Genomic DNA, 18,239 nt, shown 5'->3' with positions numbered 1-18,239 from the left:
CCCGCACGGTTTGTCTCAGGTCGCCTGCAGGCCGGCCTGCATCTTCACCGGTGAAAACGGCACCGAGCGCATCCGCACACCGGTGGCGTCGAAGACCGCATTGGAGATCGCGGACGGCACGATGGCCGCGGAGGGCTCGCCAGCGCCCCAGGGCTTCTCGGTGGGTCGGTCGATCAACTCCATCACCACCTCGGGGATTTCGGGAAAGGTGAGGATCGGATAGCTCGCCCAGTCCAGGCTCGTCACCGCGCTGCGGTCGAAGGTCACCTCTTCCTTGAGCACGCGGCTGACCGTCTGAATCACGTTGCCCTCGATCTGGCTGCGCACCCCGTCCGGGTTGATGATCTGCCCGCAATCCTGGACCACGAAGAAGCGGGGAACCCGGATCGCTCCCGTCCTGCGCTCGACCTCCACCTCGGCGATACCGGCAACATAGGTCCGGTAGAGTTCGTAGCGCACGTAGGAAATTCCGCGCCCGCGCAGGACGTCGCCGTCCCGCTCGGCCTTGGGGGACGGGCGGTTCTCCCACTTCGCCAGCGCCATCACACGCTCGATCACCTCCGTCCCGCGCGGGTCCTTGAGCGCCCGCAGGCGATACGCCGCCGGATCCACGCCGGCCGCGGCGGCGAGTTCGTCGAGGAAGGCCTCATTGGCGTAGGTGTTCTGCATCCGGCCCGGCGTTCTGATCCAGGACGGCCGGAGGGGCGTGTCGGCCAAGCGGTGGCAGACCGTCCGCACGTTGGCGATCGTGTAGGGAATCGCCGAATTCTGAACGATGTTGCCGGGTGCGAGCGCCGTCTCGTGCGGCAGGTTGGCGAGATCGGCGGCCACGAGCGGCACGTTGCCGGCACCCCCTTCGGGGACGAAGAACTGCGACGACCAGGCCACCACCGCGCCGTCCGTATCGAGGCCGGCTTCGAGGTCGATGAGAGTCGGCGGCCCCTTGGGGTCCCAGCCGTGCTCGTCGGCGCGCGACCATTGCACCCGGACCGGCCGGCCCACGGCACGGGCGAGCAGCGTCGCATCCGCCGCCGCATCCTCGTGCCCGTTTCGGCCGTAGCAGCCCGAGCCTTCGAGATAGACGCAACGCACGTCCTCCGTGGACATCCGGGTCATCGCCGCGAGCTGCCGCCGGAGGGCGTGGGTCATCTGCGAGGCGGTCCAGCAGGTGAGCGCCCCATCCTTGAACTCCGCCACGGAACAGGAGGGACCGATGGAGCCGTGGGTGTGGATCGCGAAATCGTAGGTCGCCGCGAGCACCCGGGCCGCTCCCTTCAGGGACGCGGCGGCATCGCCGACGTTGCTCGTGACGTCGTCCTTGCTGACCTTCGAGCCGCGCACGTGCTGCCAGAGCCGGGCCTGGTCCGGCAGGGTCGCTGAGGGCGACCAGCGCGGCTTCAGGGCCGCGGCGGCCTTGACGGCGCCCCACTCGGTCTCCGCCACCACGGCGAGGAAGTTGCCCTCCCGAACCACCTTGATCACGCCGGGCAGCGAAAGGGCATCGGCATCGTCCACCCCCTCCAGGGTCGCCCCGATGGCGGGCGGGCGAACCACCCGTCCGTGCACCATTCCGGGAACCCGGAAATCCTGCATGTAGGTGAAGGTCCCGGTGATCTTGGCCGGCAGGTCGAGGCGCGCCACCGATGTCCCGACGAGGGTGTAGAGGGCCGGATCCTTGGGCTTGGCGTCCTTGTCGACCTTGAGGGCGAAACGCTTCTCCCTGAGGAGGTCGCCGAAGGCGATGCCCGGACCGCCCGTCTTCGCCTGGATGGTGCCGTTCTTGACCAGAAGCGATCCCGGGGTCACCCCGAGGCGCTCGGCCGCGAGTCCGATCAGGGCTTGGCGGGCGGTGGCCGCGGCCTGGCGGATCTGGGCACCGCCGTTCTGGATCGACAGACTGCCGTAGGTCGGGCCCTGGTCCGGCGTCACGCCGGTATCGCCCTGGATCACCGTGACGGACTCGAGGGGCAGGTCGAGTTCCTCGGCTGCCATCTGCGTCAGCGCCGTGCGCACCCCGGTGCCGAGATCGACCTTGCCGGAGAACACCGTCACGCGGCCGTCCGCGCCGATGGCGACAAACCCGTCGACCTCGTCGCCGGCCACGGACTTGGCGAATCCCTTGGTTGGGAGCGCGGGCGGAATCGGCGGCGGTGTCTGCGCCGAGGCGTCTCGCGGCGGAAGCGCGAAGCTCACCACCAGGGCACCGCCGCCCTGGAGCAGCGCGCGGCGGGACAGCGTCGTATCGGGCGTCGTGATGCGGGACATGGGCAGCCTCCCGGGTCAGATCGCGGACGCGGCGCGCTTCACGGCGCGTACGATCCGGGCATGGGTGCCGCAGCGGCACAGGTTGGCGCTGAGTTCCTGCTTGATCTCGGCGTCGCTCGGTTTCGCGTTCCGGCTCAGGAGTGCCGCCGATTGCATCACCATGCCGTTGATGCAGTAACCGCATTGCGCCGCCTGCTCGGCGATGAAGGCCGCCTGCACCGGGTGCGGCCCCTCCGGCGAGCCGAGCCCTTCCAGGGTGACGATGGCCTGGCCGGGTTTCAGGCTGGAGAGTGGGGTGATGCAGGAGCGGACGGCCGCCCCGTCGATGTGCACCGTACAGGCGCCGCATTGTCCGAGCCCGCAGCCGAAGCGTGGCCCGTGCAGTTCCAGATCGTTGCGCAGCACGTAGAGCAGCGGCGTCTCGGGATCGTCGACTCGCACACTCACCGCGCGCCTGTTGACGTGGAGGGAGACCGGTTGCGCCATGGCGTGCCTCGAATTGTATTTTTTGGAACCGTTCTAGTGCAGGGGTATCAACCTTTCGCCGAGCCGGTCAACCGGACACGGGGTCCCGCATCAGGATCGTGCCTCGGTCGCGGATGATGGGTGGAGCGCGGCATGCGCCGACTCCATGGCGATTGAAACGGCCGCGACCGCAGCCCTCAGCCTCGGCACCGCGTGATCGACGAAGGCCCGCAGCGCCGCGTTCCGGCGGGGGATGGGATGGAAGACGAGGTGAACCGGATTCGGCGGTGGCTCGAACGCTGCGAGTACCGGAACGAGGCGCCCGTGCGCCAGATGTTCGACCACCTGGTAGGCCATGGCCCGGCAGACGCCATGACTGCGGACCGCGGCATCGATGGAGGCCCTGGCGCTGTTCAGGACCAGACGTGGCTCCAGCGCCACCGTGATGGGACGAGACCGCGCGGGATTCCGCTCGGTGAAGTGCCAGAGTTCGTGCTCCGTCCCCTCCGCGCCGAGACAGCGGTGCGTCCGAAGATCCTCGGGACGGGCGGGTTGGCCTAGCGCAGCCAGGTAGGCGGGCGCTGCACAGACGAGCCGGCGCATGGCGCCGAGACCTACCGCTGTAAGGCCCGAATCGGGCAGGTCCGCGAGGCGCAGGGCCGCGTCGATCCCCTCCTCGGTCAGGTTGACCACGCGATTGACCAGGAGCACACGCATCGCCACGCCCGGATGCATGGCGAGGAAGTCTTCGACGACGGGCATCAGCTTTTCACGGCCGAAGAGCTCCGGCGCGGTGAGGGTGATCCTGCCTTCCAACCGGTCCGCTATCCTGGCCGTTCCCTCAGCTTCCGCCAGCTCTGCCAGCACGCTCCGGTACACGACGGCCTGACGCTCGCCGACCTCCGTGAGGCGAAGTCCCCGGGTCGAGCGGTGCAGGAGGCGATCGCCGAGGCGCTCCTCCAGCATCGCGACCGCGCGCGTCACGCTGGCCGGTGAGACGCCCGAATGGCGGGCCGCGCGCGCGAACGAGCCGGCGTCGACGACGCCGAGGAACAGCGCCATGGCATCGAGGCGATCCATCGTTGCAGATCCTGAAACACAGCTTTGCAGAGATCCGATATTATTCCGGCAGGCGATGGACGCTACCTCTTCGACAGGAAAAGCACGGATGCCAGCGGCGCTGTCGAAGCTGCGGACGGGCACGGAACCGATGCAGCATGGTCAAGCGGTTCGGATCGGGGCTCGTCATGGGCGCCGTAGCGGGCCGCCCCTGCCCTCTCGGCCGCATTCGGGCTTTTCCTGAACTCGGCAGGCAGGAGGATCGAATGTCGGTACGCTACGGTAAGCAACAAGTCGGGGACGTCGAGGTGTTCTACCGCGAAGCGGGCCCTGGGGACGCACCCGTGCTGCTCCTGCTTCACGGTTTCCCAACCGCGAGTCACATGTTCCGCGATCTCATCCCGCTCCTGTCCGATCGCTATCGGATCGTCGCCCCAGACCTGCCCGGCTTCGGCAACACGGTCGCCCCGTCCCGCGCCACATTCGCCTACACGTTCGACCACCTGGCCGAGATCATGGAGGGGTTCGTCACTGCGTTGGGGCTGACCCGCTATGCTCTCTACATCTTCGACTATGGGGCGCCGACCGGTCTGCGTCTGGCGATGGATCACCCGGAACGGATCAGCGCCATCATCACCCAAAACGGCAACGCCTATGCGGAGGGTCTGAGCGCGGCGTGGGAACCTTGGCAGGCCTATTGGCGGGATCCGAGCCCGGCGAACCGCATCGCGTGCCGCGCCGCCCTCGAGGAAGCAGCGATCCATATGCAGTACGAGCACGGTACGCCGGCCGGTCGCATCGGTCCCGACGGTCTGACCCTCGATCTGCACTACATGCGACGCCCCGGTGCGGAGGAGATCCAGCTCGATCTGATTCTGGATTACCGCACGAACGTCGTGCTCTACCCGGCGTTCCAGGCGTATTTTCGCACCCACAGGCCGCCGCTCCTGGCGGTTTGGGGCCGCAACGACCCGTTCTTCCTGGCTGCCGGCGCGGAGGCTTACCGACGCGACCTGCCCGATGCCGAGATCCACTTGCTCGACACGGGGCATTTTGCATTGGAGACGCACCACCGCGAAGTCGCATCGCTGATGCTGGATTTCCTCGCGCGCCGGGTGATTTGACGCCCGGGTTACCGTTTGCCGAAACGTACCGTGGTTCGGCGGAGACGATCGTCTGATCCCGTCTTGCCGGGGCGAACCGACGCGCAGGCCCCGTTCGCACGCCCCCCGACTTCGCTTAAGCGGATGTTTCGCCCGTCCAGCGGAGTGTCTCGACCAGAGCACGCAGGGCAGGCGTCACTTGCCGGTTCGGGTAGTAGAGATGGCAGCCGGGAAACGGCGGGCAGTAATCGTCCAGCACCTGCACGAGGTCGCCGGAGGCGAGATCGGCGGCCACGTCGCATTCCAGCATGTAGCCGAGGCCTGCGCCCGCCCGCACCACCGCGCCGGCCAGCGCACCGTCGTTCCCGACGAACTGTCCGCCGGCGCGCACGCGGACCTCGCGTCCGCCTTGGGTGAACTCCCACGGCAAGAGGCCGCCGCCGCCGACGAGCCGGTAGTTGACGCAACGATGCGCCTCGAGGTCGGACGGGACCGCAGGGCGGGCGTGATCCGCAAAGTAGGCAGGTGTTCCGACCACGACCGTGCGCAGGTCCGGGCCGACGCGGACCGCGACCATGTCGCGCTCCACCGAATCCCCAAAACGAATTCCGGCGTCGAAGCCCGTCGCGACGAGATCCGCGAGACGATCATCGACGACCACTTCGACGGAGACCGCCGGATAGGCGAGGAGAAAGCCGGGAAGGGACGGTTCGAGCACCGTTCGGGCGCCGAAGGCGAACGTGGTCAATCGGAGAGTGCCGGACGGCTCACCACGCCAGTCGGCCAGGGCCGCGAGGCCGCGCGCGACCTCATCCAATGCCGGCCCGAGGGAGCGCAGCAATCGTTCGCCCGCGGGCGTCGGAGCGACGCTGCGTGTCGTCCGTGCGAGCAAGCGTAGGCCGAGACGCGTTTCCAGTCCGCGCATCGCATGACTGAGGGCGGAGGGCGACAGCCCGATCTCGGCCGCCGCCCGGGTGAAACTGCGGGTGCGCGCCACTGCCGCGAAGGCCGCGAGATCATCGAGTTCACCGCGTCGCATTGCTGCATCCCGTTCACAGACCCATGCCGTTCGATCCGGCTTATCGCCCCCCACGACGTGGCGCTAATGCTCGGTGACTTCATCGGGGGAGCATAAAAATGGATCTGACGCATTACCGGGCACTCGGTCGATCGGGGCTGGCAGTGAGCCCGCTGGCGCTGGGCACCATGACCTTCGGAACCGCGCGATGGGGCCTCGACGAGAACAGCAGCCGCGCCGTGTTCGATGCCTATGTCCAGGCGGGCGGCAATTTCGTGGATACGGCCGACGTCTACGCGAACGGCACCAGCGAGGCGATGGTCGGTCGCTTCGTCAAGGAGCGCCGCCTGCGCGACCGAATCGTCGTTGCGACCAAGTTCGGATTCGCTGCGGGAAACGGACCGCATGCGGGGGGTTGCGGAGCCAAACACATCCACACGGCGATCGATGGGTCCCTACGACGTCTCGAGACGGATTTCATCGACCTGTACTGGGTCCACGTGTGGGATGGGATCACGCCGGCCGAGGAACTGCTGGAGACGATGAGTGGCCTCATTCGGGTGGGCAAGATCCGCCACTGGGGCGTGTCGAACACCCCCGCCTGGTACGCAGCCAAGCTCGCGACACTCGCTTCCGTGCGTGGCCTCCCCGGGCCGATCGGGCTCCAGTACTTCTATTCCCTGGTGAACCGGGACGTCGAGGACGAGCATATTCCCCTCGCGGCCGAGTTCGGCATGGGCATGGTGCCCTGGTCGCCCCTCGCCTACGGGCTCCTGACGGGCAAATACGATCGCGCAACCGTCGCTGCGGCGTCATCGCGTGGGTCTGGCCTGCCCAGGGACGCGGCGAAGGCGGGAGAAGTCCGTCCGGCCGACGACAGGCGCCTCGATGGTGCCAACCCGTTCGGCGACAGCCTGTTCACGCCTCGCAACTGGGAGATCGTCGAGGCGGTGCGCCGGGTGGCGAACGAAATCGACCAATCACCCGCGCGGGTCGCCCTGGCCTGGGTCGTGGGCCGGCCCGGCGTCACTTCGACCCTGATGGGCGTCGGCCGGGCGGCTCAGGTCGCCGACAATATAGCGGCCCTCGAACTCGCGCTGTCCTCCGAGCATCGCGCCGGTCTCGATGCCGTGAGTGCGCCTGCTGAGCCGCGCCTGATCTATCGCTTGGCACGGCCCCCGCTCCGGCAGCAGGTGATCTTCGGCGGGAGCCGCGTCGAGGGATCGACCGAAGCGACGTTGCGACGGGACTGACGAAATCGCGCACGTTCCCGGTCACGCGCCGGTCAGGCTTGGTCCCCCCTCGGCGGCGTAGGCGTTGATGAGGGCGGCGAGCAATCCGGGAAATCGCGCCTCGACTTCGCGCCAGCGCGAGTGACCCCGCATCTCGACGTCGTGACGCTCGCTGCGGATCACGCCTACCTCGCGGAGCACCTTGAAGTGATTGGACAGCGATGAGCGCGGAACGACGCGATTTCCCACCGCGGAGACGGCGGAGCAGGCCTCCACGCACCCCGGGCCGATCGAAGATGTCCGGCCACCCGCCGCGACGCATATCTCCTGATCGAAGACGATGACGGAACCCGGATGCCGGCATCACCGCGATGGGCCCTGGTAAATGGAGGCCGCCAAGGCCGCCCCGATGCGCTAGGCCAGCCCATATGCCGGGCGTCGGCCGCGGGTCCGCGAAAATTCGGTCTCGCGGGTGCCGATCCGATCATCGGCTTTCGCATTCCAACCCGCATCACGCGGATTTCTGAAGAGGCGTCTGCCGACCATCGCGTGATCCGTCGACACGGGAGCTGTGTCCAAGAACGCGATGTGCTAGCCTCCTTCCGCCATGCACCTTCCTTCACTCCCCTCGCGGCTGCTCACCACGATCCTTCGGGTCGCGGTTCTCGCCGTCATGGTGATGGGTATGGTCCTGGGCCATGCCGGACACACCCATCCGCCGGGCGGGGCAAGTGCGGCGGCATCCGCCGTAGGCTTAGGACAGGCTGATCCGGATCACCCGACCCGGCACCACGCTTCGTCCGAAATTCCGGCGGCCGGGCACGAAGGCAAAGCCGCGGCGCCGGAGACCTGCCCGGGCTGCTGTTCCTGCCCGGTCCTGGCTGTTCAAGCCTCCGGCACGGTGGATGGCGTCTGGGGAAAGTCAGGGCGCGTGATGCCGGCAACGGATCGGGCGCATCCCAGCGCGGTGCTGGAGGCTCTGGCGGAACCACCTCGATCCTTCGTGTGAGACGCGCCTGACGCCGCCTCCCTTTGGGGCGCGGCGACCGTCCCATCCTGCAAGGTTTCGACACGATGACAATTCGGCTTCCGGCTGCCCTCGGGGCGGCGGTTCTGACGTTCGGCCTTTGGTCGGCGACGCCCCGGGCACATGAGGGGCACGACCACGGCGATGCGGGAAAGTCCGCGCCCGCCGCCCAGGCGCCCCGCGGCACCTCATCGACGGATGGCCTCGAGCTGGTCGCGGTTGCCCGAAACGGCACCGTGACCGTGTTCGTCGACCGGGTGTCGACCAACGAGCCGGTGACGGACGCTTCGGTGACGGCGGAGACTCCGGAGGGAACCGCGACGGTGACGGCCGCTGCCGATGGGAGCTACCGCCTCGACGCGCATTGGAGCGAGAAGCCGGGCGAGTACGATGTCCCGTTCACCGTCACGACGAACGGTGCCTCGGACATCTTCCCCGTCACCCTGACCGTTCCCGTACCGCCGGTCCCCCCGGCCGGTGCAGGCACCCCGGCCTGGGCGGCGGGGCTCGCCGTGGCTCACGATTTTCGCCAGCACCTCGGGCAGGCCGATCCACTCCCCATGATCATCGGCGGCGCCGGGTTCCTCCTCGGCGTGGTGGTGACTCTCTTGGTCCGAGGCCGGCGGCTCGCTCCGGCCCTCGGCATCCTCGTGCTGGCAGCCGGTCTGCTGTTCGGTCCGCCGGCCTTCGCGCATGAGGGGCACGACCATGGCGAGAGCGCCGCGACCGGGATGCCCATGGCGTCGGCCGGCGCCCAGGATCTGGCCCAGCGCATGCCCGACGGCTCGGTGTTCGTGCCCAAACCCACCCAGCGCATCCTGACCGTCCGGACCATCGTCACGGCCTCCGACCTCCTGGCCCGGACGACCGAGCTGCCCGGTCGGATCATCGCCGATCCGAACGGCAGCGGCGTGGTCCAGTCGTCCGTCGGGGGCCGCCTGTCGCCGCCGGCCTCGGAGGCCTTTCCGCGTCTCGGCACGCGGGTGAAGAAGGGCGAGGTGCTGGCGACCGTGACCCCGCCGGTCCAGGCGGTCGACGTCTCCGACATGCGCCAGCGTCAGGGCGAACTCGATCAGCAGATCACCATCATGGAACGGCGGGTCGATCGCTTCCGCAAGCTGGCGCCGGGCGGCTCGGTCTCACAGGTTCAGCTCGACGACGCGCAGGCCGAACTGAAGGGATTGACGGACCGCCGCGTCGCCCTCGACGGCGTCCGTCAGCAGCCCGAGGCGCTGGTGGCGCCGGTCTCCGGCGTCGTCGCGGAAGCCAATGCCGTCGCCGGGCAGATGGCGAGCCCGGGCGCGATGGTGTTCCATATCGTCGATCCCGCGCGGCTCTGGGTCGAAGCGCTGAGCTTCGACGCCCTCGCGAGCACCCAGGACGCCACGGCCCGCCTCGCGGACGGCCGGGTTCTGACGCTGAAATACATGGGCGCAGGACTTGCCGACCGCAGTCAGGCGGTGCCCATGCACTTCGCCGTTCAGAATGCGCCGGCCGAACTGCGCACGGGCCAGTTCGTGACGGTGCTGGCGGCGACGGATACGCAGCAGAAGGGCTTGGCGCTGCCCCGCGCCAGCGTCGTCCGTGGCTCGAACGGGCAGAACATCGTCTACGAGCACACGCAGCCCGAGCGATTCGAGCCGCGTGAGGTCCAGGTCGAGCCCCTCGACGCCACCCGCCTGCTGGTGGTGTCGGGGGTGGGTCCGGGCAAGCGGATCGTGACCCAGGGCGCCGAACTCCTCAATCAGGTTCGTTGAAGGAGCCGGCGCCATGTTCACCTTCCTCGTCACGCAATCCCTGCGAAACCGCCTGGTCGTTCTGGCCGTCGCCGCCGTGCTGGTCGTCTACGGCGCGTTCACCGCGATCCGGCTTCCCGTCGACGTCTTCCCGGACCTCAACCGTCCGACCGTCACCATCATGACCGAGGCGGAAGGCCTCGCCCCGCAGGAAGTCGAGCAACTCGTCACCTTCCCGCTGGAGACGCAGATGAACGGGCTTCCGGGCGTCGCCCGCGTCCGCTCCGTCTCCGGGGTCGGCCTGTCGGTCATCTACGTCGAGTTCGACTGGAACACGGACATCTATCGCAATCGCCAGCAGGTCTCGGAACGCCTCGCGATGGCGCGGACCCAGCTGCCGCCTACGGTCAATCCGATGATGGGTCCGATCTCGTCCATCATGGGGCAGATCGTGATGGTGGCGGTGACGGGCGACACCGTGTCGGCCATGCAGCTGCGCGAGATCGCCGACTTCACGATCCGGCCGCGCATCCTGTCCATTCCGGGTGTCGCTCAAGTCATCCCGATGGGCGGCGAGGTACGTCAGTTCCGGGTCGCACCCCAGCCAACGGCCCTGCGAGCGCTCGGAGTCACTCACGGCCAGCTCGAGACGGCGCTCGCTCAGTTCGGAATCAACACAGGCGGTGGCTTCACCGACCAGTACGCCCGCGAATATCTCATCCGCAACCTCAGCCGGACGATGAACCTCGACGACCTGCGCAACATGGTCGTGGCGACGGTCGAGAAGAAGCCGGTCTTCCTCCGCCAGGTCGCCGACGTGTCGTTCGCCGCCAAGGTGAAGCGCGGGGACGCCGGCTACATGGGTGCCCCCGCCGTCGTGGTCTCCGTCGAGAAGCAGCCCGGTGTCGACACCGTGCAGCTGACCGCTTCCGTGGAGAGCGCATTGAAGGATATCACCGCCTCCCTGCCCAAGGGCGTACGGGCCGACCGGCTCATCTTCCGGCAGGCGAACTTCATCGAGACCTCGATCCGCAACGTCGAAACGGTCCTGATGGAGGCCATCGTCGTGGTGGCTCTGGTGCTGTTCGCCTTCCTGCTCAACGTCCGGACCACGGCGATCTCTCTCACGGCGATCCCGGTCTCGATTCTCGCCACCGCGGTGATCTTTCACTTCGCCGGGCTGTCCATCAACACGATGACGCTGGGCGGACTCGCCATCGCCATCGGCGAACTCGTCGACGACGCCGTGGTCGATGTCGAGAACATCTTCCGGCGCCTTCGGGAGAACCGGGCCGAGGGCAACCCGCGCTCGGTGTTCGACGTGGTGGTCTCGGCCTCGCAGGAGGTGCGCTCGGGCATCGTCTACGCGACGATGGTCATCGTGCTGGTGTTCGTGCCCCTATTCGCCCTGTCGGGCATCGAGGGGCGTCTGTTCGCGCCGCTGGGCCAAGCCTACATCATCTCGATTCTCGCGAGCCTCGTCGTCTCCATCACCCTGACGCCCGTGATGGCCTATTACCTGCTCCCGGGGCTGAAGCGCCTCGACGAACACGAGAGCGGCCTGATCCGGGGTCTCAAGCGCGGCGTCGCCGCTTTGCTCCGCCCGGCCTTGGGCAACGGCCGCCCGATCATGGTCCTCGCGGCCCTCGCCGTGGCGTTGTCCGGAATTGCCGCGACGTTCCTGCCCCGGGCCTTCCTGCCTCCGTTCAACGAAGGCTCGTTCACCGTCAACATGACCTTCAACCCGGGCATCTCGCTCACCGAGAGCAACCGGGTCGGGCTCCTGGCCGAACGCATGCTCCTGGACATTCCGGACGTGCTCTCCGTTGGCCGGCGCACCGGCCGGGCCGAGCTCGACGAACATGCCGAGGGCGTCCATTCGTCGGATCTCGAGATCGACCTGAAGCCCGGTGCCCGTTCGAAGTCGGAGCTCGTCGCCGATATCCGCAACCGGCTCGCGGTCCTGCCGGTCAACGTCAATGTCGGTCAACCGATCTCGCATCGCCTCGACCACATGCTCTCCGGGGTACGGGCGGAGATCGCCCTCAAGGTGTTCGGAGAGGACCTCGACACCCTTCGCACGGTCGCCGAAGACCTGCGCCGGCGAATGTCCGGCATCCCCGGCATTGCCGACCTGCAGGTCGAGAAGCAGGTGCTGATCCCGCAGCTGGAAATCCGCGTCGACTACGCCCGGGCCGCCCTCTACGGGGTGCAGCCCGCGGCCCTGGTGGAGCAGCTGAGCCGCCTGTCGAACGGCCAGGTCGTCTCGCGGGTCGTCGACGGCTATCGCCGCTTCGACGTGGTGATGCGCCTGTCCGACACGCAGCGCACCACCCAGCGCCTCGGCGATCTCCTCATCGAGACCCCGTCCGGCTGGGTCCCGGCGCGGCAGATCGCCGATATCCGCGAGACGGACGGACCGAACCAGATCCTGCGCGAGAATGCGCGCCGCCGCATCGTCGTGCAGGCCAACACGGCGGACGGCGCCGACATGGGCAAGGTCGTTGCCGGCATCCGGGAGCAGATCGGTGCCGCCAACCTGCCCGACGGTTACGTCACCCATCTCGAAGGCTCGTTCCAGGCCCAGGCGGAGGCGAGCCGCACCATCGGCCTGCTCTCGCTGCTCTCGCTGGCGCTGGTCTTCACGCTCCTGTTCAGCCGCTATCGCTCCGTCGTCCTTACGCTGATCATCCTGGGCAGCATTCCGCTCGCCCTGATCGGTTCGGTGGCCGCCCTCTGGATTGCCGGGCAGCCCCTGTCGGTCGCCTCGATGATCGGGTTCATCACCCTCACGGGTATCGCGACGCGCAACGGCATCCTGAAGATCAGCCACTGGCTCAACCTGGCGATCCAGGAGGGACTGCCCTTCGGGCCGGACCTCGTCATCCGCGGCAGCCTTGAGCGGCTCACGCCGGTGCTCATGACCGCGCTCTCCGCAGGGGTCGCGCTGGCGCCGCTCCTCATCGGTGCGGATGCGCCGGGCAAGGAAATCCTGCATCCGGTCGCCGTCACGATCTTCGGCGGCCTGATCAGCGCTACCCTGCTCGACACGATCCTGACCCCGATCCTGTTCCTGACCTTCGGCCGTAAGCCGCTGGAACGCCTGCGTGCCGAAGCCCATGCCGCACGGAGTTCCACGGTCGCCCCCCGGGGTAAGCCGGTCGAGGCCTTCTGAATCCGCCACCTCCACGAGACAGCGAGAACTTCATGCGCCCCCTCATCGCCACGACCTTTGCCGCGCTCCTGGCCGTTTCCCTCCCCGCACGGGCCGCCGGTCCGAACGGGGGACCCACCACCGTCGTGGACGGCCACCCCATCGAGTTCGTCAGTTCCGACACGGATCTGACCTTCTTCATCTCGGACGAAGACGGCAGGCCCGTGGACACGGCGGGCCTGACGGCCAAGGCTTTCGTGCTGCGGAGCGGCAAGACCGAGACCGTGACGCTGAAGGGAGCCGCGCCGAACAAACTCATAGGCCCTCTGACGGCCCCCCTGGCGGCCGGCGCGAAAGTCACCCTGTCGGCAAAGCTGCATGGCCACAACCTGCAGGCACGCTTCGAGAAATAGCGGCGCGATCGCATCGACGGCGTTCAATCCTGCGGATGAGGGGGCTTCAGGGTACCGAAGCTCGTCGCCCCGCCACCGACGACGCGTCTCACCGACACAAGCACCCCATCGACGAAGCGACGCATGGCGGGCGGGCGTTGGGCCCTCTTTCGGAACTATGTGCTGTTGGGGGCCGCCCTGTATCGATCCAACCGTCACGACCGCGCCATCGGGTATGGCGAGTTCGCGCGACACGATGGTTTGAAGCGCCCCCATTGTTGCGACTGCGATGACCACCGGAAGGCCAGACGAGAGCCGGCCACTCGCCGCGCTACTCCTTGGCCGAGCACCGCGTCGCCCCTCGCATAGACCCGCCTATGGCCGGCGACCGAGAGGTTGCCGCACTTTTCCTGCTGAGCCGCACAAGCCTTGACGTTCCGCGCGTGGGTCTTGTCCTCGATCAGATACCTGTCCTCAAGCGGATATTTGCGCTCGTCCGGCAGAGCGATTTTCTTTTCGGGCAACGTCTCCCGATCCGCTCTTTCGAGCTTGGACATCGCAGTCGTCCTCATGCCTCCTTCAGCCGACGCCGAAGAAGCACCGAAGTGCCGGGCGGCCGTGTCGAGGCAGGGATCGCTGCGTCTGCGATAGCGCGAACCGGCACCGGCACTTCACCGCCGACACCCACCCGCCACGGACCGAGGCGATGCGGACAGGGAGGGGGACGCGCATCGGAATCGTCAGGCGGAATCATCGGGGGCCCGCAGGCGGTAGCCGACGCCGGTCTCGGTCAGAAGGATGCGTGGCCGCTCGGGATCGGCCTCCAGCTTCTGGCGAAGCTGGCGGATGTAGACGCGCAGATATTGCGGGTCGGATGAGGTCGAGACCGCGTTCATGAGCTGGGCGTGGGTCAGTGCCTTGCCGGCATGCTGAACCAGGACCCGCAGGAAATCGTACTCGCGCGGCGTCAGCTTCACCTCCGCGCCCCCCACGCGGACGATGCGGCGCACGAGGTCGACGCTGAGGCCATCGATTTCGAACACGGCGCGCTCGCCCTGGACGGCGAGCTGGTGGCGCAGGGCCGCACGGATGCGTGCGAGCAACTCGCCCATGCCGAAGGGCTTCGTCACGTAATCGTCGGCGCCGAGATCGAGGGCTTCGACCTTGCCACCCTCGTCGTCGCGGCTCGAAAGAACCACGACGGGCAGATCGCGGTGATCCTTGCGAATGGTCCGGAGCAGATCGTGCCCCCGCATGTCGGGCAGGCCGAGGTCGAGGATGATCAGGTCCACCGTCTCGCGGGCCAGGATGTCGAGGGCGGTACGGGCGTTCGGCGCCTCGCAGATGGCGTACCCTTGCGTCGCCAAGCCCATGCGCAGGAGCTTCCGGATCGGCGGTTCGTCGTCGATGACCAGGATGTTCACGCTCATGCCGGGTGGTCGTCCTTCGCGCGGTCCGACGGTAGAACGGGCAGCAGGATGGTGAAGGCGGCGCCGAGCCGGTCGCGCCGGTTGGCGGCCGTCAGCGTCCCACCCATCGCTTCGACGAAGCCGCGTGCGATGGCGAGTCCGAGCCCCGTTCCGGCCCGGACACTGTCGGATTTCCGGACCCTGTAGAATTTGTCGAAGACCCGTTCGACCTCGGCCTCGGGCATGCCGTCGCCTTCGTCGAGGATTTGGAGGCGCACCCGTTCCCCTTCGACCGAACCCGCGACCGTGATCGCGGACCCTTCCGGTGCGTATTTGGCGGCATTGTCGAGGAGGTTTACCATCACCTGCTCGAACAGGACGGGATCGAGCCGGAGGGCAGGCAGGGCGGCTGGCACATCGAGCATCACGCGGTGTCCGGCCAGGGTCAGCCCGAGCCTGCGCAGGGCGGTGTCGACGAGTTCGCCGAGGTCCTGCTGCGTCAGGCTCGCGGCCACCGCCCCGGCTTCCAGGCGGGTCATGTCGAGCAGGTTGACGATGAAGCGGTTCAGTCGCTCTGATTCGGCAATGATGGTTTCGAGAAGGTCCGCCTTGGCGTCGCGCGGGAGCGCATCGTCGAGGTCGCGCAGGGTCGTGGCCGCTCCGAGCACCGAGGCGAGCGGCGTGCGGAGGTCGTGCGAGATGGAGGTCAGCAGGGCATGGCGCAGCCGGTCGGTCTCCGCGGCGCGCTCGGCCCGGTCGAGGCTCTCCACCAGCCGGACGCGCTCGATGGCGAGGGCCGCCATGTCGGCGAGGGCATCGAACAGTCGCCGTCCCTCGGGCGAAAGGATCGGCCCGCCGCCATCGGCGTCGAGCCCGATCACCCCGATGCCGCCGCGGCCGGTGCGCATGGGCAGGAACAGCCGTCGCGCGCCCGGCAAAGTATCCGCGCCCCGGCCCGCCGGGCGTTCGTTGTCGAAGGCCCAGGTCGCGGCGCCGAGATCGGCCGCATCGAGGGTATCCTCGGGCGGAAAGCCGGCCCGGACCGTGACCGCCCCGTCCTGGGGTAGCAGGATGACGACCCGGACCTTCAGTATCGCCGCCACCTGGGCCGACGTCGCCCATAGCACGTCGTCGAGGGTGCCGCAGCCCGCGAGCGTGCGGCTGAAGCCGTAGAGGCGCTCCGTGGCGCGGGCCCGCCCCTGCGAGACCAGGGCGTCCCGCCGCGAACGGGAGGCGAGGTTCGAGACCACCACGGCGACTACAGTGAACAGCAGGAACGCGGCGATGTTGGTCGGGTCCGCGATGGTGAGGGTGTAGACCGGCGGCAGGAAGAAGAAGTTGTACGACAGTGAGGCGGCGACGACGGCGGCGAGGGAGGGCCCGAGTCCGAAGCGTACGGCGACGGCGACGATGGCGGTGAGCAGGATCAGGTCGGCGTTCTCCACGCCGAGATACGGCTCGACCACGAGCGCGAGGGCGAGGGACGCGGCGGTCGCGAGGAGCCCGACTCCGTAGGGCACGAACTCGAACGGGCGCTTCGTCGGTTCAGTTGCGACGGTCGTGACCGGAACCGGCGCGGCCGCTTCGCCCGCGATGACGTGGATGCTGATGGTCCCGGAGCGTCGGACGAGGTCGTGCACCACCGAGCCGTTGAGGAGTTCGAACAGTGGCGAGCGGTCGGACTTGCCGAGGATGATGTGATTGACGTTGGCGGAGCGCGCATGGGCGAGGATGCTGTCGGCGATCCGGCGTCCGCCCGGTAGGGTCACGGTCTCGCCCCCGAGGCGGTCGGCCAGCCGCAGGGTGTCGGCGATGCGGTCGCGCGCCGCTTCGTCGAGGGCAAGGCTCCGCGGACCTTCCACCGTGAGGGCGGTCCAGGGGGCGTGCAGCCGGTCGGCCAGGCGCCTGGCGTGGCGCACGAGGCCGGCGGAGCGCGGATCCTCGCTGACGCAGACGAGCACCCGTTCGCCCGCCCCCCACGGACCCGCGATGGCGTTGGCCCGCATGTGGTTGAGAAGCTCGTCGTCGACCCGGTCGGCGGTGCGGCGCAGTGCCAGCTCGCGCAGGGCCGTGAGGTTGCCGCGGGAGAAGTAGTGGCGCAGGGCGCGCTCGGCGTTGGCCTTCACGTAGACCTTGCCGTCCTTCAGGCGCTGAATGAGGTCGTCCGGATTGAGATCGATGACCTCGATGTCGTTGGCGCGGTCGAGAATGCCGTCGGGCACCGTCTCTCGGACGCGGATGCGGGTGATCTGAGCGACGACGTCGTTCAGGCTTTCGACGTGCTGGATGTTGAGGGTGGTGTAGACATCGATCCCGGCATCGAGGAGTTCCTCCACGTCCTGGTAGCGCTTCGGGTGGCGCGAACCCGGCGCGTTGGTGTGGGCGAGCTCGTCCACGAGGGCGAGGCCCGGCCGGCGCGCGAGGAGTGCGTCGAGATCCAGCTCCTTCAGGACCGTGCGGTGATACGGGACCGCCCGGCGCGCCACCACCTCGAAGCCCGCCACGAGGGCTTCGGTCTCGGCCCGTCCATGTGCCTCGACGAGGCCGACGACGACGTCGGTACCGGCCCTGAGCCGGGCGCGACCGACGGTGAGCATCTCGTAGGTCTTGCCGACGCCGGGCGCCGCCCCGAGGAAGATCTTGAGGCGGCCGCGGCGGCCCTCCTCCCGGCGCGCGGCTTCCAGCAGTGCGTCGGGCCAGGGCCGGTCGGGGTCGCGCGGGGGGACCTTCTTCGGGGGGCGGCTCATCCGGCTCTGGTCACTCCGGCCTCAGGTCGTCGAGGGCGAGGTTGAGGGCGAGCACGTTCACCCGCGGCTCGCCCAAGATTCCGACCAGGCGACCCTGGACGCGGGCCTGCACGAGATCCCGAACCCGGTCCTCGGGCAGGCGGCGCGCCCGCGCGACGCGCGGCACCTGGAACAGGGCAGCGTCCGGGGAAAGGTCCGGATCGAGGCCGGAACCGCTCGCAGTGACGAGGTCGACGGGCACGCTCCTTCCCGGGTTCTCGGCCCGGCGCGCCGCAAGGTCGGCGCGCACGCGCTCGGCCAGGGCGGCGCTGGTCGGGCCGAGGTTCGAGCCCGAGGAGTTCGCCGCATTGTAGGGCGACGGGACGGTCTTGCCCGCATCGGCCGGGTCGGCGGCGCTGGTCGCAGACGGACGGCCCTGGAAGTAGCGCTCGGTGGTGAAGGCTTGCCCGATCAGGTGGGAGCCGACGATCCGTCCGTCGCGCTCGATCAGGCTCCCGGCGGCCTGCGCCGGGAAGAGGGCGCCCGCGAGGCCGGTCATCGCCAGGGGATAGGCGAGCCCGGTGATCACCCCGAGGGCGATGAGGAGCACGAGGGCGGGGCGAAGCTGATTCAACATGACGGAGTTCTCGACG

Annotated in this window: 13 protein-coding genes and 1 pseudogene; 5 read left to right on the top strand and 9 right to left on the bottom strand. The window is 68.5% G+C overall.

What is annotated here, in order from left to right; genetic code table 11:
• Positions 1-15: 15 nt before the first annotated feature.
• The 3 genes from ASF52_RS16255 to ASF52_RS16245 form a co-directional block, all read right to left on the bottom strand.
• A complete protein-coding gene (locus ASF52_RS16255) occupies positions 16-2,265 on the bottom strand; it encodes a xanthine dehydrogenase family protein molybdopterin-binding subunit (RefSeq protein WP_056174278.1) in 2,250 nt (749 codons plus the stop codon).
• A 15-nt stretch (positions 2,266-2,280) separates the two neighbouring features.
• Positions 2,281-2,751 carry a (2Fe-2S)-binding protein gene (locus ASF52_RS16250; protein WP_056174276.1) on the bottom strand — a complete coding sequence of 157 codons (471 nt, stop codon included), beginning with the start codon at positions 2,749-2,751 and terminating at the stop codon, positions 2,281-2,283.
• A 90-nt stretch (positions 2,752-2,841) separates the two neighbouring features.
• The gene (locus tag ASF52_RS16245; RefSeq protein WP_056174274.1) at positions 2,842-3,810 is read right to left on the bottom strand and encodes a LysR family transcriptional regulator; all 969 of its coding nucleotides are present in this window, start codon (positions 3,808-3,810) and stop codon (positions 2,842-2,844) included.
• Positions 3,811-4,055: 245 nt separating this feature from the next.
• Here ASF52_RS16245 and ASF52_RS16240 point away from each other — a divergent pair, with 245 nt between their 5' ends.
• Complete coding sequence (locus ASF52_RS16240; protein WP_056174272.1) at positions 4,056-4,913, top strand: alpha/beta fold hydrolase; 858 nt, start codon at positions 4,056-4,058, stop codon at positions 4,911-4,913.
• Positions 4,914-5,028: 115 nt separating this feature from the next.
• Here the strand turns inward: ASF52_RS16240 and ASF52_RS16235 are convergent, their stop codons facing one another.
• Entirely contained in the window at positions 5,029-5,931 is a 903-nt protein-coding gene (locus ASF52_RS16235; RefSeq protein WP_056174271.1) for a LysR family transcriptional regulator, read from the bottom strand.
• A 98-nt stretch (positions 5,932-6,029) separates the two neighbouring features.
• Here ASF52_RS16235 and ASF52_RS16230 point away from each other — a divergent pair, with 98 nt between their 5' ends.
• A complete protein-coding gene (locus ASF52_RS16230; protein ID WP_056174269.1) occupies positions 6,030-7,163 on the top strand; it encodes an aldo/keto reductase in 1,134 nt (377 codons plus the stop codon).
• A 21-nt stretch (positions 7,164-7,184) separates the two neighbouring features.
• Here the strand turns inward: ASF52_RS16230 and ASF52_RS16225 are convergent.
• Positions 7,185-7,424 (bottom strand): annotated as a pseudogene (locus ASF52_RS16225) (transcriptional regulator); the annotation flags it as partial.
• Positions 7,425-8,216: 792 nt separating this feature from the next.
• On the opposite strand from ASF52_RS16225, the gene ASF52_RS16220 reads away from it, so the two are divergent.
• Genes ASF52_RS16220 through ASF52_RS16210 form a run of 3 tightly spaced genes read left to right on the top strand, consistent with a single transcriptional unit; the run spans position 8,217 to position 13,472 of the window.
• On the top strand, positions 8,217-9,926 hold the full coding sequence (locus ASF52_RS16220; RefSeq protein WP_056174947.1) for an efflux RND transporter periplasmic adaptor subunit: 1,710 nt from the start codon (positions 8,217-8,219) through the stop codon (positions 9,924-9,926).
• 13 nt (positions 9,927-9,939) lie between these two features.
• Positions 9,940-13,080, top strand: coding sequence for an efflux RND transporter permease subunit (locus ASF52_RS16215; protein ID WP_056174266.1), 3,141 nt, complete (start codon positions 9,940-9,942; stop codon positions 13,078-13,080).
• 32 nt (positions 13,081-13,112) lie between these two features.
• On the top strand, positions 13,113-13,472 hold the full coding sequence (locus tag ASF52_RS16210; RefSeq protein ID WP_056174264.1) for a hypothetical protein: 360 nt from the start codon (positions 13,113-13,115) through the stop codon (positions 13,470-13,472).
• A 194-nt stretch (positions 13,473-13,666) separates the two neighbouring features.
• On the opposite strand, the gene ASF52_RS23005 is transcribed toward ASF52_RS16210, so the two are convergent.
• From ASF52_RS23005 to ASF52_RS16195, 4 genes are all read right to left on the bottom strand, one after another.
• Positions 13,667-14,008, bottom strand: a complete 342-nt coding sequence (locus tag ASF52_RS23005) for a hypothetical protein (RefSeq protein WP_200937407.1) — start codon at positions 14,006-14,008, stop codon at positions 13,667-13,669.
• A 183-nt stretch (positions 14,009-14,191) separates the two neighbouring features.
• Positions 14,192-14,881, bottom strand: coding sequence for a response regulator (locus ASF52_RS16205; protein WP_056174263.1), 690 nt, complete (start codon positions 14,879-14,881; stop codon positions 14,192-14,194).
• The gene (locus ASF52_RS16200; RefSeq protein WP_056174261.1) at positions 14,878-17,607 is read right to left on the bottom strand and encodes a sensor histidine kinase; all 2,730 of its coding nucleotides are present in this window, start codon (positions 17,605-17,607) and stop codon (positions 14,878-14,880) included. The genes ASF52_RS16205 and ASF52_RS16200 overlap by 4 nt, the downstream gene beginning before the upstream one ends.
• A 10-nt stretch (positions 17,608-17,617) precedes the next feature.
• Positions 17,618-18,223, bottom strand: a complete 606-nt coding sequence (locus tag ASF52_RS16195) for a K(+)-transporting ATPase subunit C (protein ID WP_056174258.1) — start codon at positions 18,221-18,223, stop codon at positions 17,618-17,620.
• Positions 18,224-18,239 lie beyond the last annotated feature (16 nt).

The sequence above is a fragment of the Methylobacterium sp. Leaf112 genome (assembly GCF_001423295.1).
Taxonomy (GTDB): domain Bacteria; phylum Pseudomonadota; class Alphaproteobacteria; order Rhizobiales; family Beijerinckiaceae; genus Methylobacterium.
This window is presented reverse-complemented; position numbering and strand designations above follow the sequence as displayed.

What these genes read in the sequence shown, in the direction of transcription:
- ASF52_RS16255 (WP_056174278.1), bottom strand. Translation starts at nt 2,265, where the DNA reads ATGTCCCGCATCACGACGCCCGATACGACGCTGTCCCGCCGCGCGCTG.
- ASF52_RS16250 (WP_056174276.1), bottom strand. Translation starts at nt 2,751, where the DNA reads ATGGCGCAACCGGTCTCCCTCCACGTCAACAGGCGCGCGGTGAGTGTG.
- ASF52_RS16245 (WP_056174274.1), bottom strand. Translation starts at nt 3,810, where the DNA reads ATGGATCGCCTCGATGCCATGGCGCTGTTCCTCGGCGTCGTCGACGCC.
- ASF52_RS16240 (WP_056174272.1), top strand. Translation starts at nt 4,056, where the DNA reads ATGTCGGTACGCTACGGTAAGCAACAAGTCGGGGACGTCGAGGTGTTC.
- ASF52_RS16235 (WP_056174271.1), bottom strand. Translation starts at nt 5,931, where the DNA reads ATGCGACGCGGTGAACTCGATGATCTCGCGGCCTTCGCGGCAGTGGCG.
- ASF52_RS16230 (WP_056174269.1), top strand. Translation starts at nt 6,030, where the DNA reads ATGGATCTGACGCATTACCGGGCACTCGGTCGATCGGGGCTGGCAGTG.
- ASF52_RS16220 (WP_056174947.1), top strand. Translation starts at nt 8,217, where the DNA reads ATGACAATTCGGCTTCCGGCTGCCCTCGGGGCGGCGGTTCTGACGTTC.
- ASF52_RS16215 (WP_056174266.1), top strand. Translation starts at nt 9,940, where the DNA reads ATGTTCACCTTCCTCGTCACGCAATCCCTGCGAAACCGCCTGGTCGTT.
- ASF52_RS16210 (WP_056174264.1), top strand. Translation starts at nt 13,113, where the DNA reads ATGCGCCCCCTCATCGCCACGACCTTTGCCGCGCTCCTGGCCGTTTCC.
- ASF52_RS23005 (WP_200937407.1), bottom strand. Translation starts at nt 14,008, where the DNA reads ATGTCCAAGCTCGAAAGAGCGGATCGGGAGACGTTGCCCGAAAAGAAA.
- ASF52_RS16205 (WP_056174263.1), bottom strand. Translation starts at nt 14,881, where the DNA reads ATGAGCGTGAACATCCTGGTCATCGACGACGAACCGCCGATCCGGAAG.
- ASF52_RS16200 (WP_056174261.1), bottom strand. Translation starts at nt 17,607, where the DNA reads ATGAGCCGCCCCCCGAAGAAGGTCCCCCCGCGCGACCCCGACCGGCCC.
- ASF52_RS16195 (WP_056174258.1), bottom strand. Translation starts at nt 18,223, where the DNA reads ATGTTGAATCAGCTTCGCCCCGCCCTCGTGCTCCTCATCGCCCTCGGG.